Consider the following 16,245-nt stretch of genomic DNA (forward strand, 5'->3'; position numbering starts at 1 on the left):
AAGGAAGAAGGTTGAACGACTTGAGCGGAAAAGTTGTCAAGGTTTCCGGCCCGCTGGTGGTGGCCACCGGCCTTTCGGACGCCAATATGGCCGACGTGGTCCGTGTGGGTCCCCAGCGGCTCATCGGCGAGATTTTGACCATGAACGGGGACTCCGCCTCCATCCAGGTCTACGAGGAGACCTCCGGACTGGGGCCGGGCGCGGAGGTGATCACCACCGGCGCGCCCTTGTCCGTGGAGCTGGGCCCCGGCATGATCGAGAATATCTATGACGGCATCCAGCGGCCTTTGGAGGAGATCATGAGGGCCGCCGGGTCCAATATCACCCGCGGCATCGAGCTGCCCGGTCTGAACCGGGAGAAGAAGTGGGAGTTCACCCCCACCGTGCAGTCCGGGGACAAGGTCTCCGGCGGCGATATCCTGGGCACGGTCCAGGAGACCAGCGTGGTGCTTCACAAGATCCTGGTGCCCCCCCGCATGGGCGGCACCATCCTCTCCATCCAGGGGGGGAGCTACACCGTCACCGACCCCATCGGCATCCTGGTGGATGACGCCGGGGAGCGCCATGAGCTGACGCTGATGCAAAAGTGGCCCGTGCGTGTGGGCCGCCCCTATTCCCACAAGTATCCCCCCAAGACCCCCTTGTGCTCCGGACAGCGGATCATCGACACCCTGTTCCCCATCGCCAAGGGCGGCACCGCCGCCGTCCCCGGCCCCTTCGGCTCGGGCAAGACGGTGGTCCAGCACCAGCTGGCCAAGTGGGCGGACGTGGATATCGTCATCTACATCGGCTGCGGCGAGCGCGGCAACGAGATGACCGATGTGCTGCGGGAGTTTCCCGAGCTGCAGGACCCCCGCACCGGGGAGTCCCTCATGAAGCGGACGGTGCTCATCGCCAACACCTCCGATATGCCGGTGGCCGCCCGTGAGGCGTCCATCTACACCGGCATCACCATCGCCGAATACTTTCGGGATATGGGCTACGACGTGGCCGTCATCGCCGACTCCACCTCCCGCTGGGCCGAGGCCCTGCGCGAGATGTCCGGCCGGCTGGAGGAAATGCCCGGCGAGGAGGGCTACCCCGCCTATCTGGGCTCCCGCCTGTCCCAGTTCTACGAGCGCGCCGGCGTGGTGGAGTGCATCGGCTCCGACGACCGCCGGGGCTCCCTCACCGCCGTGGGTGCGGTCTCCCCTCCGGGCGGCGACCTGTCCGAGCCGGTGAGCCAGGCCACCATGCGTATCGTCAAGGTGTTCTGGGCCCTGGACGCGGGCCTGGCCTACCGCCGCCATTTCCCCGCCATCAACTGGCTGAACTCCTACTCCCTGTATCTGGAATCCCTGCGGCCCTGGTACGACGAGAACCTGGGCGAGGAGTTCATGGCTGACCGTGACCGGGCCTTGGCCATCCTCCAGGAGGAGTCCAGCCTCAACGAGATCGTACAGCTGGTGGGCAAGGACTCCCTGTCCCCCGCCGACCAGCTCACCCTGGAGACCGCCCGGATGATCCGGGAGGACTTCCTCCAGCAGAACGCCTTCCTGGATGTGGACAGCTACTCCTCCTACGACCGGCAGGAGAAGCTGCTGGGCCTGATCCTGAGGTGCGATGCCCTCTGCCGGGAGGCCATCGGGAAGGGAGCCGCCACCGCCGACCTCTTTGCCATTCCCAGCCGGGAACGGATCGGCCGGGCCAAGTCGGTGCCTCAGGAGGAGTATCCGGCGGTCTATGCCGCCATTGCCTCCGCTCTGGAGACTGAAATTGCCGCCGCCGCGGCCAAAGGGGAGGCGGACGTATGATTCGAGAGTATAAGACCATTCAGGAGGTCAACGGCCCCCTGATGATGGTGAAGAAGGTCCAGGGCGTCACCTACGACGAGCTGGGCGAGATCCAGCTCCCAAACGGCGACCTGCGCCGCTGCAAGGTGCTGGAGGTCAACGGCGACAACGCCGTGGTCCAGCTCTTCGAGCCCTCCGCCGGCATCAACCTGGCCGAGTCCAAGGTCCGCTTTCTGGGCCATCCCCTCCAGCTGGGCGTGTCCTCCGAGATGCTGGGCCGGGTGTTCAACGGCATGGGCCGCCCCATCGACGGCGGCCCCGATATCCTTCCCGACGAGTACCGGGACATCAACGGCCTGCCCATGAACCCCGCCGCCCGGGACTATCCCAACGAGTTCATCCAGACCGGTATCTCCGCCATCGACGGACTGAACACGCTGGTCCGCGGCCAGAAGCTGCCCATTTTCTCGGGCTCCGGCCTGCCCCACGCCGCCCTGGCCGCCCAGATCGCCCGCCAGGCCAAGGTGCTGGGGGAGGACACCGCCAACTTCGCCGTGGTTTTTGCCGCCATCGGCATCACCTTTGAGGAGTCCAACTACTTCGTGGAGGAGTTCAAGCGCACCGGCGCCATCGACCGGACGGTGCTGTTCACCAACCTCGCCAACGACCCCGCCGTGGAGCGTATCTCCACCCCACGTATGGCCCTGACGGCGGCGGAGTACCTGGCCTTTGAGAAGAACATGCACGTGCTGGTCATCCTCACCGACATCACCAACTACGCCGAGGCGCTGCGTGAGGTCTCGGCGGCCAAGAAGGAAGTCCCCGGACGCCGGGGCTATCCCGGCTACCTTTACACCGACCTGGCCACCATGTATGAGCGGGCCGGCCGTCAGCTGGGCAAGCCGGGCTCCATCACCATGATCCCCATCCTCACCATGCCTGAGGACGACAAGACCCACCCCATCCCCGACCTCACCGGCTATATCACCGAAGGGCAGATCATTCTGAGCCGGGAGCTCTTCCGCAAGGGCGTCAACCCGCCCATCGACGTGCTCCCCTCCCTGAGCCGGCTGAAGGACAAGGGCATCGGCGAGGGCAAGACCCGCGCCGACCACTCGGGCGTGATGAACCAGCTCTTTGCCGCCTATTCCACCGGCAAGGAGAACAAGGAGCTCATGTCCATTCTGGGCGAGGCCGCCCTCTCTCCCACCGATCTGCTGTACGCCAAATTCGCCGACGAGTTTGAAAAGCGCTACGTCTCCCAGGGCCCGGACGAGAACCGCTCCATCCTGGAGACCATGGATCTGGGCTGGGAGCTGCTGTCCATTCTGCCCAGGGCGGAGCTCAAGCGGATCAAGCCCGAGTTCATCGAGCAGTACCTCCCGAAAAAGGAGGGGTAAGCCATGCCCGCGATCAATGTGAACCCGACCCGCATGGAGCTCACCCGGCTCAAGGGCCGGCTGCGCACCGCCACCCGGGGCCACAAGCTGCTCAAGGATAAGCGCGACGAGCTGATGAAGCAGTTCATGGACGTGGTGCGGGAGAACCGGGCGCTGCGGAAAAAGGTGGAGGAGGGGCTGTCTCAGGCTTCTGCCGCCTTCGCCGCCGCCTCGGCGGTGATGTCCCCCGAGATGCTGGAGCAGGCCCTTATGTATCCCAAGGAGTCGGTCTCCCTGGACATGGGCTTCCAAAACATCATGTCGGTGGATGTGCCGGTGTACCACTTCAAAACCAGGAGCGGCGAGGTCGGGCAGGTCTATCCCTACGGCTTTGCAGCCACCTCCGGCGAGCTGGACGACGCTGTGCAGGCCCTCTCCCAGGTCTTTCGGGATATGCTGCGGCTGGCTGAGGTGGAAAAGACCTCCCAGCTCCTGGCCCAGGAGATCGAAAAGACCCGCCGCCGGGTCAACGCGCTGGAGTATGTGAAGATCCCCCAGATGCAGGAGACCATCAAGTATATCACCATGAAGCTCGACGAGAACGAGCGCGCCTCCACCATCCGGCTGATGAAGGTGAAGGATATGCTCCTGAAGGAGGCCATTGAGGCCCGCCAGGAGGCCGACGAGGCGGCAGTGGAGGCCTTCGGCGGCCAGACTGCACCTCCGGAGCCCATCTGAGCGACAAAATAAATTGGAAAAGACGCAGGCGGCCGATGAAAAAGGCCGCCTGCGTCTTTTGAGAAGGGGAAGGCGGCGTATTTTTTGCTGCGCACAGACCTCCCCTCTTTTCTTTCCCCATTATTTGTGATACAATACCACCGAAAAACATAAAGGAGGCAACGGCTCGATGTACTGTGTACGAAAGATCACCGAGGATCTCTATTGGGTGGGCGGGAATGACCGCCGCCTGTCTCGCTTTGAAAATATCCATCCCGTCCCCAGAGGCGTGAGCTATAACGCCTACCTGCTGCTGGACGAAGAGACCGTCCTGTTCGACGCGGCTGACTGGTCGGCCAGCCGTCAGCTGGTGGAGAATGTGGAGCACCTGCTGGCCGGACGGGAGCTGAACTATGTGGTGCTGGACCATCTGGAGCCCGATCACGGGGCGGGGCTTCAGGCGGTGATCGCCCGCTGGCCGGGCGTCAAGCTCATTTCCGGCGCTGTGGCCTTCCGCTTCCTGGACCAGTTCGAGTTTGCCGGACCGGACACGGAGCGTATCACTGTGGGCGAGGGGGATTCCCGTTCCTTTGGCCGCCACACCGTCACCTTCTACTCCGCTCCCATGGTTCACTGGCCGGAGGCCATGGCGGCTTTTGACGAGGCCAGCGGCGTCCTTTTCTCGGCCGACGCCTTCGGCACCTTCGGCGCGCTCAACGGCAGGCTCTTCAACGACGAGCTGCACTTTGAGCGGGACTGGCTGGACGAGGCCCGGCGCTACTATGCCAACATCGTGGGCAAGTACGGCGCGCCCACGCAGGCCCTGCTGGACAAGGTGGCTGCGCTGGGAGATAAAGTGAAGTTCATCTGCCCCCTTCACGGGCCGGTATGGCGTACTGAACTGGGTTATTTTGTGGACAAGTACGACCTCTGGAGCCGCTATGCCCCCGAGGAGAAGGGTGTGGTCATCGTCTACGGCTCCATGTACGGCGGCACCGAACAGGCCGCCGAGGCTCTGGCCACCGCGCTCACCGAGCGGGGCATAAAGGAGGTTTCCCTCTTCGATGTGTCCGAAACCCATGTTTCCTACCTCATCTCCGAGGTGTTCCGCCTGTCTCACGTGGTGCTGGCCTCGGTCACCTACAACATGGGGATCTATCCTCCCATGCTGAACTTCCTGGAGGATATGAAGGCCCTCAATGTCCAGAACCGGACCTTTGCCATCCTGGAAAACGGCACCTGGGCCCCCAAATCCGGGGAGCTCATGGAGAAATTCGTCACAGGCGAGCTGGCCGACTGCCGCCTTCTGGATTCCCGGCTCACCCTCAAGTCCACCCTGCCCTCCGCCCGGGCCGGGGAGCTGGAGGCCCTGGCCGACGCCCTGGCCGCTTCGGTGCAGGGATAAAGACCGTATGGATGAGAAGAGCCTTCGGAGGAGCAGATCCTCCGGAGGCCCTTTTTCTTGCCTTCGCCGCTTTTGCGTGGTATGCTGAACAACAATGAGAGGAGCGACACACCATGACGAAAAACGACGATTTTTTCCATCTGTTTACCACGCTGCCCCCGGAGATCGCCCGGCGGAAGGCCATGGGGGACCTGGAGGGGGCTCTGCGGCTCATCGACCGGGAGCTGGCCCGGGATGCGCTGGGGGAGTTGGCTCCCCGCCTCCGGGCCGAGCGGGTGCGGCTGGAGAGACTGCCCAGGGACTATCCTTACAGCCGCGCCGCCGCGCTGGCCATGATCCGGGCGGAGTGGCCGGAGTTTACCGGGGCGCAGTTCGACGCCCTGGTGGATGCCGGGCGCATCGACTGGCGGAACATCAAAGGGGAAAGCCGCTATCACAAGGATTTCCTGGATTCCCTGCGCATCTACCCCCGGGAGGCCCCGGGCCTGAAGCAGGAGCCGGTGGACAATGCCCAGCGGGACGCTGTGCTGGAGCGGATGGAGCGGGAGGGGGCCCTCACCGCCCACATCACCCTGAAGGCCACGATCCGTACCAGGATGCCCGCCGCCGGAAAGCCGGTGCAGGCCTGGCTCCCCGTGCCCGCCCGGTGCCCCCAGCAGAGCGGCATCGAGATCCTGGACGCCACCCCGGGGTACCTCCTCGCCCCGGAGGACGCCCCCCAGCGGACAGTTTTCTGGGAGAGCCGGGATCGGGACAGCTTCACCGTCACCTACCGTTACTGCCACCGGGCGGTGTTTACCGACCCCCTTACCCTCCCCTGGGACCCTGTCCAGCCAACCTTCGACACCGCCGAGCAGCTTCCCCACCTGGCTTTCACGCCCTACCTGCGGGCGCTGGCCGCCCGACTGATTGAGGGCTGCGCCTCCCCGGCGGAAAAGGCGGCCGCCATCTACGACTACGTCACCGGAAACGTGGACTACCGCTATCAGCCCGCTTATCTTCAGCTGGACGTCATTGCCGACACCTGCGCAAAGGAGCTGCGGGGGGACTGCGGGGTAATGGCCCTGCTCTTCATCACCCTCTGCCGCATTGCGGGCATCCCTGCCCGGTGGCAGAGCGGTCTGGCCGTCCGGCCGGACCATGTGGGTTCCCACGACTGGGCCATGTTCTACATCGCCCCCCACGGCTGGCTGTGGGCCGACCCCTCCTTCGGCTCCTCCTCCCGCCGGAACGGAGAGACCCGCCGCAGGAAGCACTATTTCGGCAGTCTGGACCCCTGGCGCATGGTGGCCAACTCCGCCTTTCAGGCGCCCCTCACGCCTCCCGACCCGGAAGTCCGCCAGGACCCCTACGACAACCAACGGGGGGAGATGACGGTGGATGGAGTGGGGCTGGACAGCCCGGACATGGAGCGCGGTGTGGAGCTGCTGTCCTTCGAGTTGGAGTAAGTGGGGGAGAAAATTGCACAGGTTATAAAAACAGGGAGTATTCTCGTTATGTGAGAATACTCCCTGTTTTTAATATTTTACTTCCCGTAGCCTTGGGGGTGGCTCTGGTGCCAAGTCCAGGCGTCGGAGATGATCTCCTCCAGTCCCCGATGGGGGACCCAGCCCAGCACCTGGCGGGCCTTCTGGTTAGAGGCGATGAGGATCGACGGGTCGCCTGCCCGGCGCGGTTCCACTTTGGCGGGGATCGGTTTCCCGGTGACCTTCCGGGCGGTGTCGATGATCTCCTTCACAGAGAAGCCGTCGCCGCTGCCCAGGTTGAAGGGCCCGCTCTCTCCGCCCCGATCCAGATATTCCAGCGCCAGCAGGTGGGCCTCGGCCAGATCCCGGACGTGGATATAGTCCCGGATGCAGGTGCCGTCGGCGGTGGGGTAGTCGTCCCCGAAGATGCCGATGTGCTCCCGCTGACCCAGGGCAGTTTTGAGGACCAGGGGGATGAGGTGGGTCTCCGGTGAGTGATCCTCTCCGATGCCCACAGCCGTGTTGGACCCGGCGGCGTTGAAGTAGCGCAGGGCGGCATAGCGGATGCCGTAGGCCCGGTCGCACCACTTGAGCATCCCTTCGATGGCCAGTTTGCTGGCGCCGTAGGGGTTGGTGGGGTCGGTGCGGTCGGTCTCCTCGATGGGCTGCTTCTCCGGCTCACCGTAGGTGGCGGCGGTGGAGGAAAAGACGATCTTGTTCACCTTGTGGTTCTTCATGGCGGTGAGCATGGACTGGGCTCCCGCCAAGTTGTTTCCGTAATATTTCAACGGATCTGTGACGCTCTCCCCCACCAGGGAATAGGCGGCGAAGTTGATAACGCCGTCAATGGGATCGTCGGTAAATACCCGGTCGAGGAAGGCCGCGTCCCGTACGTCGCCCACCCGGAGCTTCGCTCCCCTGACCGCCTGCCAATGTCCGGTGCACAGATTGTCCACCACCACGACGTCATAGCCCTTTTCCACCAGCAGCGCCACCATATGGCTGCCGATGTAGCCGGCGCCGCCGGCTACCAGAATGGTTTTCATGGCGCACCCTCCTTGTTTTTGAATGTATGGATGGGTTTCCGGCATCCTTCACGGACCCCGGCACAGGCAGGGACGCGAAGTGTGCCGAAAATATAATAAGGAACCGCTTTGCAGTTTCTTATTATATCACAGTGTCTGCCGGAATGCGATAGGGATTTGGTTACAGAATCCGCCCGTCGGTGGAAAGAGTCACCACCTGCCAGGGGATGAACTTCCCGCTGTTTTTCAGGGCGGTCACCGCTGCGCGCTCGATACCGCCGCAGCAGGGCACCTCCATGCGCACCACAGTGAGGGCCTTGATGTCGTTCCGGACCAGGATCTCGGTGAGCTTTTCCGTGTAGTCCCCCTCGTCCAGCTTGGGGCAGCCGATCAGAGTGATCTTCCCCCGGATAAAGTCCCGGTGGAAATTTCCGTAGGCGTATGCCGTGCAGTCGGCGGCCACCAGAAGGTGGGCCCCGTCAAAGTAGGGGGCGTTCACCGGGGCCAGCTTGATCTGCACCGGCCACTGGCTGAGCTGGGAGTCCACAGACACAGATACAGGGACCTCCGGCTTATCGGTGTGCTCCCGACGCAGTGCCCGGGACTGGCTCCCCGGACAGCCGCAGGGCAGGGGCACGGCCTGGGCGGCCTTACTCCGGGCCACGGCGGCTGCGTCATAAGCCGGTGCCTCCCGCTCTTCAAAGGTGATGGCCCCGGTGGGGCAGGCGGGCAGGCAGTCCCCCAGGCCGTCGCAATAGTCCTCCCGCAGCAGCTTTGCCTTTCCGTCCACCATGCCGATGGCCCCCTCGTGGCAGGCGGCGGCGCAGATGCCGCAGCCGTTGCAGGCTTCCTCATCAATGTGGATGATCTTCCGTACCATAGCAGCTTCCTCCTGTTGTTTGTTTGTCTTCATGATACACGATCTCCCGATGAAAAGATGTTGTTTTTACAACACTTCAATTAAAAAAACAGGCCTGCGGAGATTTCTTCCGCAGGCCCGCCCGGATTGAATGGGTTTGCCGCCCCCTCAGCACAGAGCGGCGGATTCTTCGACCGGAAGGAAGTCCAGCGCCACATAGGATCCGGCGGTGAGAAAGAGCACTGCCGTGTAGTCCAGATCAAACTCCAAAATGTCTCCCGCTTTCAGGGGCCGGGGGCAGTCCTCCACATCCAGGATGGTGTGGTCGCTGGAGCCGCCCAGAATTTCAATTCCCACATCCCGCGGGATCAGACGCATGGCGCTGCCCAGATCCAGCTTGCCCACGCCGATCAGCGCCCGGCGGCGCATGCCCCGGCTGGGGTACTCCTGCCGGCGGCCAAAGGCGTCGATGAAAATTTCCCCCTCCGGATAGCTCGGTTTTCTCCGGCACTCCAAAACCTGCGCTTGGAGGGTAAATACCTGAGAGGAGAGGTCATCCAGATCGGAGATCCCCCACTCATGGGGCAGGTCGTAGTTGACCAAAATGGCCTCCCCGATCCGCAGGTGGTTGATTCCGGCGGGCATCGTTCCCTGATGGACCAGGCGGAAAGAGGTGGTGGCCCCTCCCGAGACGATCTCCAGCTTCCGGCCGATGGCCGCCTCGATCCGCGCCGCCAGGGCGGCCAGCTCCTCCATTTTTTCCACGGTTGGCACGATGGCACCGTAGCAGCCCAGATTTGTGCCGATCCCCGCCAGATCCAGATGGCTCAGCTCCCGCTCCACCCGGAGGGCCTGAACCGTCAGCTCGTCCTTGTCCCACCAGCCCTCCCGTAGGTCGCCCAGGTCGGCCATGAGCACCACCTTGTGCCGCCTGTTCCGGCGGGCGCAGAGGACATTGAGCTCCGTGAGGGTATCGGCGTCGCTCTCCAGGGAGTAGTCGCACACCCGGGCCACATCCTCCAGCTCGCAGCGCATGGGCACCCGAATGAGCATGGTGGGCAGGCCCAGACCCGCCGCCCGCTCCAGCTGATCCAGCCGGGAGGAGGCGATCTGATCGCAGCCCCCCAAGGCATACTGCTCGGTGATGGGCAGAAGGCCGTTGGCTCCCTTGACGACCCCCGCCACCCGAATTCCGGCGGCGTGACAGCGCCGGGTCACGCTCTCCACGTTCCGGCGGAGCCGGGACAGGTCGCAGCGCAGTCTGGGATAACGCTTGTACTCCATAAAAATCCTCCTCTGCCTCTTGAAAGCGGCAAGATTTTCAGTTTGTCCGGCACAGGAAGCGGCCGGGCAGCGCCCCGGTGAGCACACCGTTTTCCACGGTGGGAGCCCCTGAGACCAGCACCAGGTCGATCCCCCGGTTGGGGAGCGTGATGTCGGTAAATTCTGCTCCTTCGGCGATGGTGTCCGGGTCAAAAATGACCAGGTCGGCGTCCATGCCCGGAGCAACCTGCCCCTTTCCGGACAGGCCCAGACGGCGGGCCGCCCGGCGGGTCATTTTGTCCAGGGCCTCCATCAGCGTGAGGGCCTTCTCCTCCCGGACATACTTGCCCAGGATCCTGGGGAAGGTCCCCGCAGCCCGGGGATGGCCCAGACAGCCGCCGCTGATGCTGCCGTCGCTGCCCAGAAGCCCCGCGGGGTGGGCGATGGCGGTGCGGATGCTCTCCTCATCCATGGCGAAGGCCACCACGTTGACCTCCGGGGTCTCCCGGCGGACCTTCTCATAGAGCTCCTTTGTGCACCGCCGCCCGGCATAGGGGGGGTGAAGGAGCAGGATGATGTCGTAGTCCACCCCCCACTTCTCCCGCCAGTCCATGTCGAAGACGGCGGTGCCGATGCCGGTGCAGAAGGCGGCGTAGGGGTAGGTGTCGTAGCCCAGCAGGGGGTTTTCCCGGATCTCCCGCTCCAGGAACGCCAGGGACTGAGGCATGTTGTGGGCGGTGCCCGCCAGGGAGCTGAGGTGGGAGACCTGCACCCGGCAGCCGGTGCGCCGGGACAGCCGGGCCATCTCCTCCAGAGAGGACATACATTCCTCGCAGTCGGCCCGGAAGTGGATGGAGACAAAGGGGTCGAAGCTCCGGACTGCCTCCACCGCCCGGGTCATCTCCTCCTCGGAGATGCCGGGGGCGTACTCCAGACCGAAGGAGAGGCCCCAGGCCCCCTCCGCCAGCTCCTCGGCCAGACGGCTCTGAATGCGCTTCCGGACGGCCTCGGGGGCGGCGTCGTACCAGCCCAGTCCCTCAGCCTCCCGGAGGGAATTGTAGCCGGCCAGCAAGATGTAGTTGGCCGGAGCGCCGCCGTTGGCAGCCAAAATTTCCTTGAACCGGGCCATGGAGTGATTCTGCTGGCCGCAGTTGCCCCCTACGCAGGTGGTGACCCCCTGGAGGGCCATATATTCGGAGATGTCGTACCGGCGGCTGTCTCCGGCAAATTCCTCCTCGTGCATGTGCAGGTCAATGAAACCGGGGGAGACCACCTTGCCGGCGGCGTCCACCACCCGGCGGGCCTGGGGCCGTTCCCCCGGCGGAAGAAGAGCGGCGATCTTTCCGCCCTCCAGGGCGATCTCTGCGGGGACCAGCGCCCCGGCGTCAAAGTCGGGGAAGCGCCCGCCCACGATCAGGGTATCATACATGAATCAAGACTTCCTTTCTCTCCTCAGCGGTTTGGAAAGTCCAGGGTCTCGGCCAGGGAACAGGCCACCCGGTGGCCCTCCCCCAGATCCCGGAACGGGGGCTCCTCGGTACGGCAGCTCTCCTGGGCGAAGGGACAGCGGGAGGCAAACCGGCAGCCGGTCAGTTCCCCGATGAGGCTGGGCATGTCTCCGGTGAGCAGGACCTTTTTCCGCTCCCGCTGGCTGGGGTGGAGAGGGGGCACCGAAGACAGAAGGCTCAAGGTGTAGGGATGGCGGTAATGCCCGTAGATCTCCTCCGCCTCGCCCAGTTCCATGACTTTTCCGCCGTACATGACGCAGATGCGGTCGCTCATATACCGCACCACCGACAGGTTGTGTGTGATGAACAGATAGGTCAGGCCGAACTTCTGCTGGAGATCCAGCAGCTCGTTGAGGGTCTGGGCCTGCACAGACACATCCAGGGCGGAGGTGGGCTCGTCCAGCACCAGCAGCTTGGGCTTGAGCAGAATGGCCCGGGCGATGGACACCCGCTGCTGCTGCCCGCCGGAGAGCTCATAGGGGAAGCGCTCCAGCAGCTCCCGGCCCAGGTTGACCTTTTCGGCAGTCTCATAGATGAGGTCCCGGGCATCCCCTTTGGAGCAGCCGTTCAGTTCCAAAGGCCGCTCCAGAGAGCGGTAAACGGTGGCGCGGGGATTGAGGGAGGAGGCCGGGTCCTGGAACACGGCGCCCACGCAGTGGGAGAGCTCTTTGCGGCGGCCCCGGTCGTGGATGTCCATCCCGTCCAGGGTGATGGTCCCCTCTGTGGGCTCCATCAGCCCCAGGATCATCTTGGCCAGGGTGGTCTTGCCCGAGCCGGATTCCCCCACCAGGCCCAGAGTCTCTCCGGCGTGGATGTCCAGCGTCACATCGTCCACGGCCCGGACGAAGGCGGCGTTCTTTTTCAGCCCGCTTTTCAGGGGGAAATACTTTTTCAGGTGCTCAATGCACAGCAGCGTCTCAGACATGCGCCCCACCTCCCTTTTCCTTGTGGCAGGCGCACAGGTGTCCCGGCTGGCACTCCGTGAGGGCCGGGGCGGCGCTGCGGCAGATCCCGCAGGCGTCGGGACAGCGGTCGGCGAACCGGCAGCCCTTCACCGGCTTGGAGAGATCCGGCACGGTGCCTGGAATAGTGGCCAGCCGCCCCTCTTTCTTGGTGATAACGGGCAGGGCCTTCATCAGCATCCGGGTGTAGGGGTGGAGGGGGCGGTCGAAGATGGTGTACACATCCCCCAGCTCCACCAGCTTTCCGGCATACATCACGCCCACCCGGTCGGCCATGTCGGCCACGATGCCGAAGTCGTGGGTGATCATCAGCACGGCGGTGTCGTACTTGCGCCGCAGGTCGTTCATCAGCTCGATGATCCCAGCCTGGATGGTCACGTCCAGGGCGGTGGTGGGCTCGTCGGCGATGAGGAGCTTGGGGTGGCGGCAGAGCATCATGCCGATCATCACCCGCTGCCGCATACCGCCGGAGATCTCATGGGGATAGGATTTCATCCGCTTCTCCGCGTCGGGGATCTTCACGTCCCGGAACATGTCGGCGGCCAGACGCCATGCCTCCCGCTTTTCCATCCGATCCACCACCAGACCCTCGGTGACCTGGCCTCCGATGGTATAGACCGGGTTAAGGGAGTCCAGGGGATTTTGGAAGATCATGCCGATCTCCCGGCCCCGCACCTGGCTCATCTCTTTGGAGCTCAGCTCCAGCAGATCCCGGCCCTCGAAGCGGACCTGCCCGCCGGTGATGCGCCCCGGAGAACGGATGAGCCGCAGAATGGCCCGGGCGGTGGTGGATTTTCCGCAGCCGGATTCCCCCACCAGGGCGAAGGCCTCGCCCCGGCGCAGGTCGAAGCTGACGTCGGAGACCGCCTGCACCCCGCCGGAGAAGGAGACCGACAGGTCGTTTACCTCTAAAATTTTCTCTTCCATGCCGTCACACCTTCATCCGCGGGTCCAGCAGTTCCTTGAGACCCTCCGCGGCCAGATTAAAGCCCAAAACCGTCCACACAATGGCAAGACCGGGCCAGAAGGTGACCCAGGGGGCCTTTTTGATAAATTGAATGCCGTTGGACAAAATCATGCCCCAGTCGGGCAGCGGCTCCTGTGCCCCCAGCCCCAGGAAACCCATGGAGGTGGTGGACAGGATGGCCGAGGGCAGCGCCAGGGAGGCCAGGATCACGATGGTGGAGGTCAGGTTGGGGAGAATGTAGCGCAGGATGATCTGCAGATCGCTCTCGCCGTAGACCTTGGCAGCCTCGATGTAGGACAGGGATTTGATGGACTGGACCTTGGCCCGGACGATCTTGGTAAACTGTGCCCAGGTCACCAGCGCCACCGAGATCGCCACGTTCTCTGCGCTGGGGCCCAGCAGCAGCACGATGGCCATGGCCAGGATGATGGGAGGAATGGACCAGATCATGTCGGTGACGAACATGATGACCCGGTCGGTCTTTTTCCCGTAGTAGCCCGCCAGAATGCCCAGGGTCACGCCGATCACCGTCTCGATGACCACCGCCACCAGCCCCACCTTCAGGGCGATGCGGCTGCCGAAAAGGATCCGGCTGAGGATGCAGCGGCCGTAGCGGTCGGTGCCCAGAGGGAACTGCGCGCAGGGGGGCGCCAGTTTCATATTGAGGGCCTGATCGGCAAAGCCGTGGGGGGCCAGCTGGGGGGCGAAAACGGCGGCCAGGACCACCACCAGCATCATGAAAAATCCAATGAAGAACAGGGGCTTTTTGACCACCTGCCGGAGCTTGCTCTTTTTCCATTTCATACGTCCGCCCCCTTATTCCATACGGATCCGGGGATCCAGAATACCGGACACGATATCCCCGATAAGATTACAGATGACGGTGAGCACCGCAATGACGAACACGATGCCCTGCACGATGGGAAAGTCCTGCTTGGCGATGCCCTTCCAGAGGAGCTGCCCCATGCCGGGCCAGGCAAAGACGTTCTCCACTACCACTGATCCGCCGATCAGCCAGGGCAGAGAGAGGAAGAAGGTGACCGTCACGGGGATAAGAGCGTTGCGCAGCACGTGGCGCACCAGCACCTTCCTGTCGGAGATGCCCTTGGCATAGGCGGTCTCCACATGCTTTTCCTCCATCACGTCCAGCACCTCGCTCCGGGTCAGGCGGAAGATCTGGGCCAGGGCGGGGAGGGCCAGGGTCAGGGCGGGAAGGACCAGGGAGCGGAAGCCGCTGTACCCCGAAATGGGGAACCAGCTCTTGTTCACGGCAAACTCCCGGATGAACAGTACGCCCAGCCAGAAGGCGGGCATGGACCAGAGCACCACCATCACGATGGTGAGGAATTTGTCCAGGATCCCGTCCCGCCGTACGGCGGCGACCAGGCCCAGGGGAATGGCCAGCAGATACTCAACGAGAATGGCCGCGCCCGTCAGCATCAGGGTATAGGGGAGCCGCTGCCCAATGAGATAGGCTACATCCTGTCCGGTGGTGATGGAGGTGCCGAAGTCCCCCTTGCAGATATTTCCCAGCCAGTAGAAGTACTGGACCACGGGAGGCTTGTCCAGTCCCCACTTCTCCTCCAGCTGGGCGACCTTTTCCTCGGAGACCCGGGTGTCGGTCATCAGCTCAATGGGGGTTCCGGGCATGGCCTGCATGATGCCGAAGATGATGACGGTCACGCACAGGACCACCAGCACCCCGGTCAGCAATCGTTTGATGATATATTTGACTACGTCGCTCAAAGGGGTTTCCTCCTCATTTGAAATAGCCCAAAGGGAGCAGCGGCTCTGTGTTTGGCCGCTGCTCCCCTGGAAGGAACCAAATCCGCGGGATTCCCGCCGTTCGAGCGGGCTTTAAATGCGCTGAAACAGCTCGTCCAGAATGGGGAAAAAGACCTCGTCCCGTACCAGGCCCTGCCCCTCCCAGTTGGTGAGCATGGCTGCGGTGACGCCGTCCCGGGGGAAGCGGGACACCCGGGAGATAAAGCCCATGGTACCGCCGGTGTGCCAGATCTCTTCGTGGCCGGAGTAGTGCTTGGACTTGCCCTCGATGTCACCCAGGAACAGGCCCATGCCGTAGTGGGTGGGCGTTCCGTCCTTCAGTACGTGGGAGACGAACAGCTCTTCCACCGTAGAGCGCTTCACCAGCGCCTCGCTGCTGCTCTCATAGAGGTAGTGATGCCATTTGAGGAGATCGTCCACATTGGAGGAGATGTTTCCGTCGGCGTAGCCCACCAGCAGCATGTCATAGGGCTGGGGCACATAGACGCCGGGCCGGTCGTTGGGTTCCACATAGCCCGTAGCCTGCCGGGGGTCGGTCTGATCCATGTAGTCCGGGGCCACGGTGCGGGTCATCCCCAGAGGGGCGAAGATCTCGCGCTCCAGGAACTGACCGAAGGGAAGCCCGGAGAGCTGGCGGACGATATCCCCCAGCATCACATAGGCGGTGTTGCAGTAGGACCAGCGGGTGTCCGGCTCAAAGTCCAGCTGGGGGCCGAAGCCCCGGGCGATCTCCAGAAGCCTGGCGGTGTCGGCGGTGCGGAGGGCCTCCTCATTCTCCCGGAAGCCCTCCTCAAAGTATTCCCGGATGCCAGAGGTGTGGGCCATGAGCATCCGCACGGTGACGGCTTTCCGGTAGTCGGGGAAATCCGGGAAAAAACGCTCGATGGGCTCATCCAGATCCAGCAGGCCCCGGTCCCGGAGCATGAGGACAGCCATGCAGGTGAACTGCTTGGTGTTGGAGGCGATGACGAAATTGTCCTCAGGTGTGACGGGCCTTCCCCGTTCCAGGTCGGCCATGCCGTAGCCCTTGCGGAGAAGCACCTCGCCGTCCTTGGCCAGCAGGAGGGCAAAGCCCGGGGTGTCCGGCCCGGCCGCTTTCCCGGCGATCCGGTCCGCCGCCTGTTCCAGTGTCTCCAT

General features: G+C 63.7%; 14 protein-coding genes. 5 read left to right on the forward strand and 9 right to left on the reverse strand.

Features of this window, described 5'->3' with window-relative positions; genetic code table 11:
• Nucleotides 1-20: 20 nt before the first annotated feature.
• From ACQRD3_RS02595 to ACQRD3_RS02615, 5 genes are all read left to right on the forward strand, one after another.
• The gene (locus ACQRD3_RS02595) at nucleotides 21-1,793 is read left to right on the forward strand and encodes a V-type ATP synthase subunit A (RefSeq protein ID WP_427779642.1); all 1,773 of its coding nucleotides are present in this window, start codon (nucleotides 21-23) and stop codon (nucleotides 1,791-1,793) included.
• Nucleotides 1,790-3,172, forward strand: coding sequence for a V-type ATP synthase subunit B (locus ACQRD3_RS02600; RefSeq protein ID WP_080906816.1), 1,383 nt, complete (start codon nucleotides 1,790-1,792; stop codon nucleotides 3,170-3,172). Before ACQRD3_RS02595 ends, ACQRD3_RS02600 begins: the two co-directional genes overlap by 4 nt.
• A 3-nt stretch (nucleotides 3,173-3,175) precedes the next feature.
• Nucleotides 3,176-3,889 carry a V-type ATP synthase subunit D gene (locus ACQRD3_RS02605; RefSeq protein WP_427779644.1) on the forward strand — a complete coding sequence of 238 codons (714 nt, stop codon included), beginning with the start codon at nucleotides 3,176-3,178 and terminating at the stop codon, nucleotides 3,887-3,889.
• A gap of 169 nt (nucleotides 3,890-4,058) precedes the next feature.
• The gene (locus ACQRD3_RS02610) at nucleotides 4,059-5,273 is read left to right on the forward strand and encodes an FprA family A-type flavoprotein (RefSeq protein ID WP_427779646.1); all 1,215 of its coding nucleotides are present in this window, start codon (nucleotides 4,059-4,061) and stop codon (nucleotides 5,271-5,273) included.
• Between the two features lie 113 nt (nucleotides 5,274-5,386).
• The gene (locus ACQRD3_RS02615; protein WP_427779648.1) at nucleotides 5,387-6,721 is read left to right on the forward strand and encodes a transglutaminase-like domain-containing protein; all 1,335 of its coding nucleotides are present in this window, start codon (nucleotides 5,387-5,389) and stop codon (nucleotides 6,719-6,721) included.
• A 77-nt stretch (nucleotides 6,722-6,798) separates the two neighbouring features.
• On the opposite strand, the gene galE is transcribed toward ACQRD3_RS02615, so the two are convergent.
• The 9 genes from galE to ACQRD3_RS02660 form a co-directional block, all read right to left on the reverse strand.
• The gene (galE, locus tag ACQRD3_RS02620) at nucleotides 6,799-7,785 is read right to left on the reverse strand and encodes a UDP-glucose 4-epimerase GalE (protein ID WP_427779650.1); all 987 of its coding nucleotides are present in this window, start codon (nucleotides 7,783-7,785) and stop codon (nucleotides 6,799-6,801) included.
• A gap of 160 nt (nucleotides 7,786-7,945) precedes the next feature.
• Nucleotides 7,946-8,644 carry an ATP-binding protein gene (locus ACQRD3_RS02625; RefSeq protein WP_427779652.1) on the reverse strand — a complete coding sequence of 233 codons (699 nt, stop codon included), beginning with the start codon at nucleotides 8,642-8,644 and terminating at the stop codon, nucleotides 7,946-7,948.
• A 147-nt stretch (nucleotides 8,645-8,791) separates the two neighbouring features.
• Nucleotides 8,792-9,907, reverse strand: a complete 1,116-nt coding sequence (locus ACQRD3_RS02630) for an alanine racemase (protein ID WP_427779653.1) — start codon at nucleotides 9,905-9,907, stop codon at nucleotides 8,792-8,794.
• A 37-nt stretch (nucleotides 9,908-9,944) separates the two neighbouring features.
• Nucleotides 9,945-11,315, reverse strand: a complete 1,371-nt coding sequence (locus ACQRD3_RS02635; protein WP_427779655.1) for an amidohydrolase family protein — start codon at nucleotides 11,313-11,315, stop codon at nucleotides 9,945-9,947.
• Between the two features lie 23 nt (nucleotides 11,316-11,338).
• A complete protein-coding gene (locus ACQRD3_RS02640; RefSeq protein ID WP_080906809.1) occupies nucleotides 11,339-12,319 on the reverse strand; it encodes an ABC transporter ATP-binding protein in 981 nt (326 codons plus the stop codon).
• On the reverse strand, nucleotides 12,312-13,283 hold the full coding sequence (locus tag ACQRD3_RS02645; RefSeq protein ID WP_427779657.1) for an ABC transporter ATP-binding protein: 972 nt from the start codon (nucleotides 13,281-13,283) through the stop codon (nucleotides 12,312-12,314). Before ACQRD3_RS02645 ends, ACQRD3_RS02640 begins: the two co-directional genes overlap by 8 nt.
• A 4-nt stretch (nucleotides 13,284-13,287) precedes the next feature.
• On the reverse strand, nucleotides 13,288-14,127 hold the full coding sequence (locus ACQRD3_RS02650) for an ABC transporter permease (RefSeq protein WP_080906807.1): 840 nt from the start codon (nucleotides 14,125-14,127) through the stop codon (nucleotides 13,288-13,290).
• A 12-nt stretch (nucleotides 14,128-14,139) separates the two neighbouring features.
• Nucleotides 14,140-15,069 carry an ABC transporter permease gene (locus ACQRD3_RS02655; RefSeq protein WP_427779659.1) on the reverse strand — a complete coding sequence of 310 codons (930 nt, stop codon included), beginning with the start codon at nucleotides 15,067-15,069 and terminating at the stop codon, nucleotides 14,140-14,142.
• A gap of 111 nt (nucleotides 15,070-15,180) precedes the next feature.
• Nucleotides 15,181-16,245: a serine hydrolase domain-containing protein gene (locus ACQRD3_RS02660; RefSeq protein ID WP_080906805.1), complete on the reverse strand. Its 1,065-nt coding sequence runs from the start codon at nucleotides 16,243-16,245 to the stop codon at nucleotides 15,181-15,183.

Source organism: Candidatus Pseudoscillospira sp. SGI.172 (assembly GCF_050313575.1).
Lineage (GTDB): Bacteria > Bacillota > Clostridia > Oscillospirales > Oscillospiraceae > Vermiculatibacterium.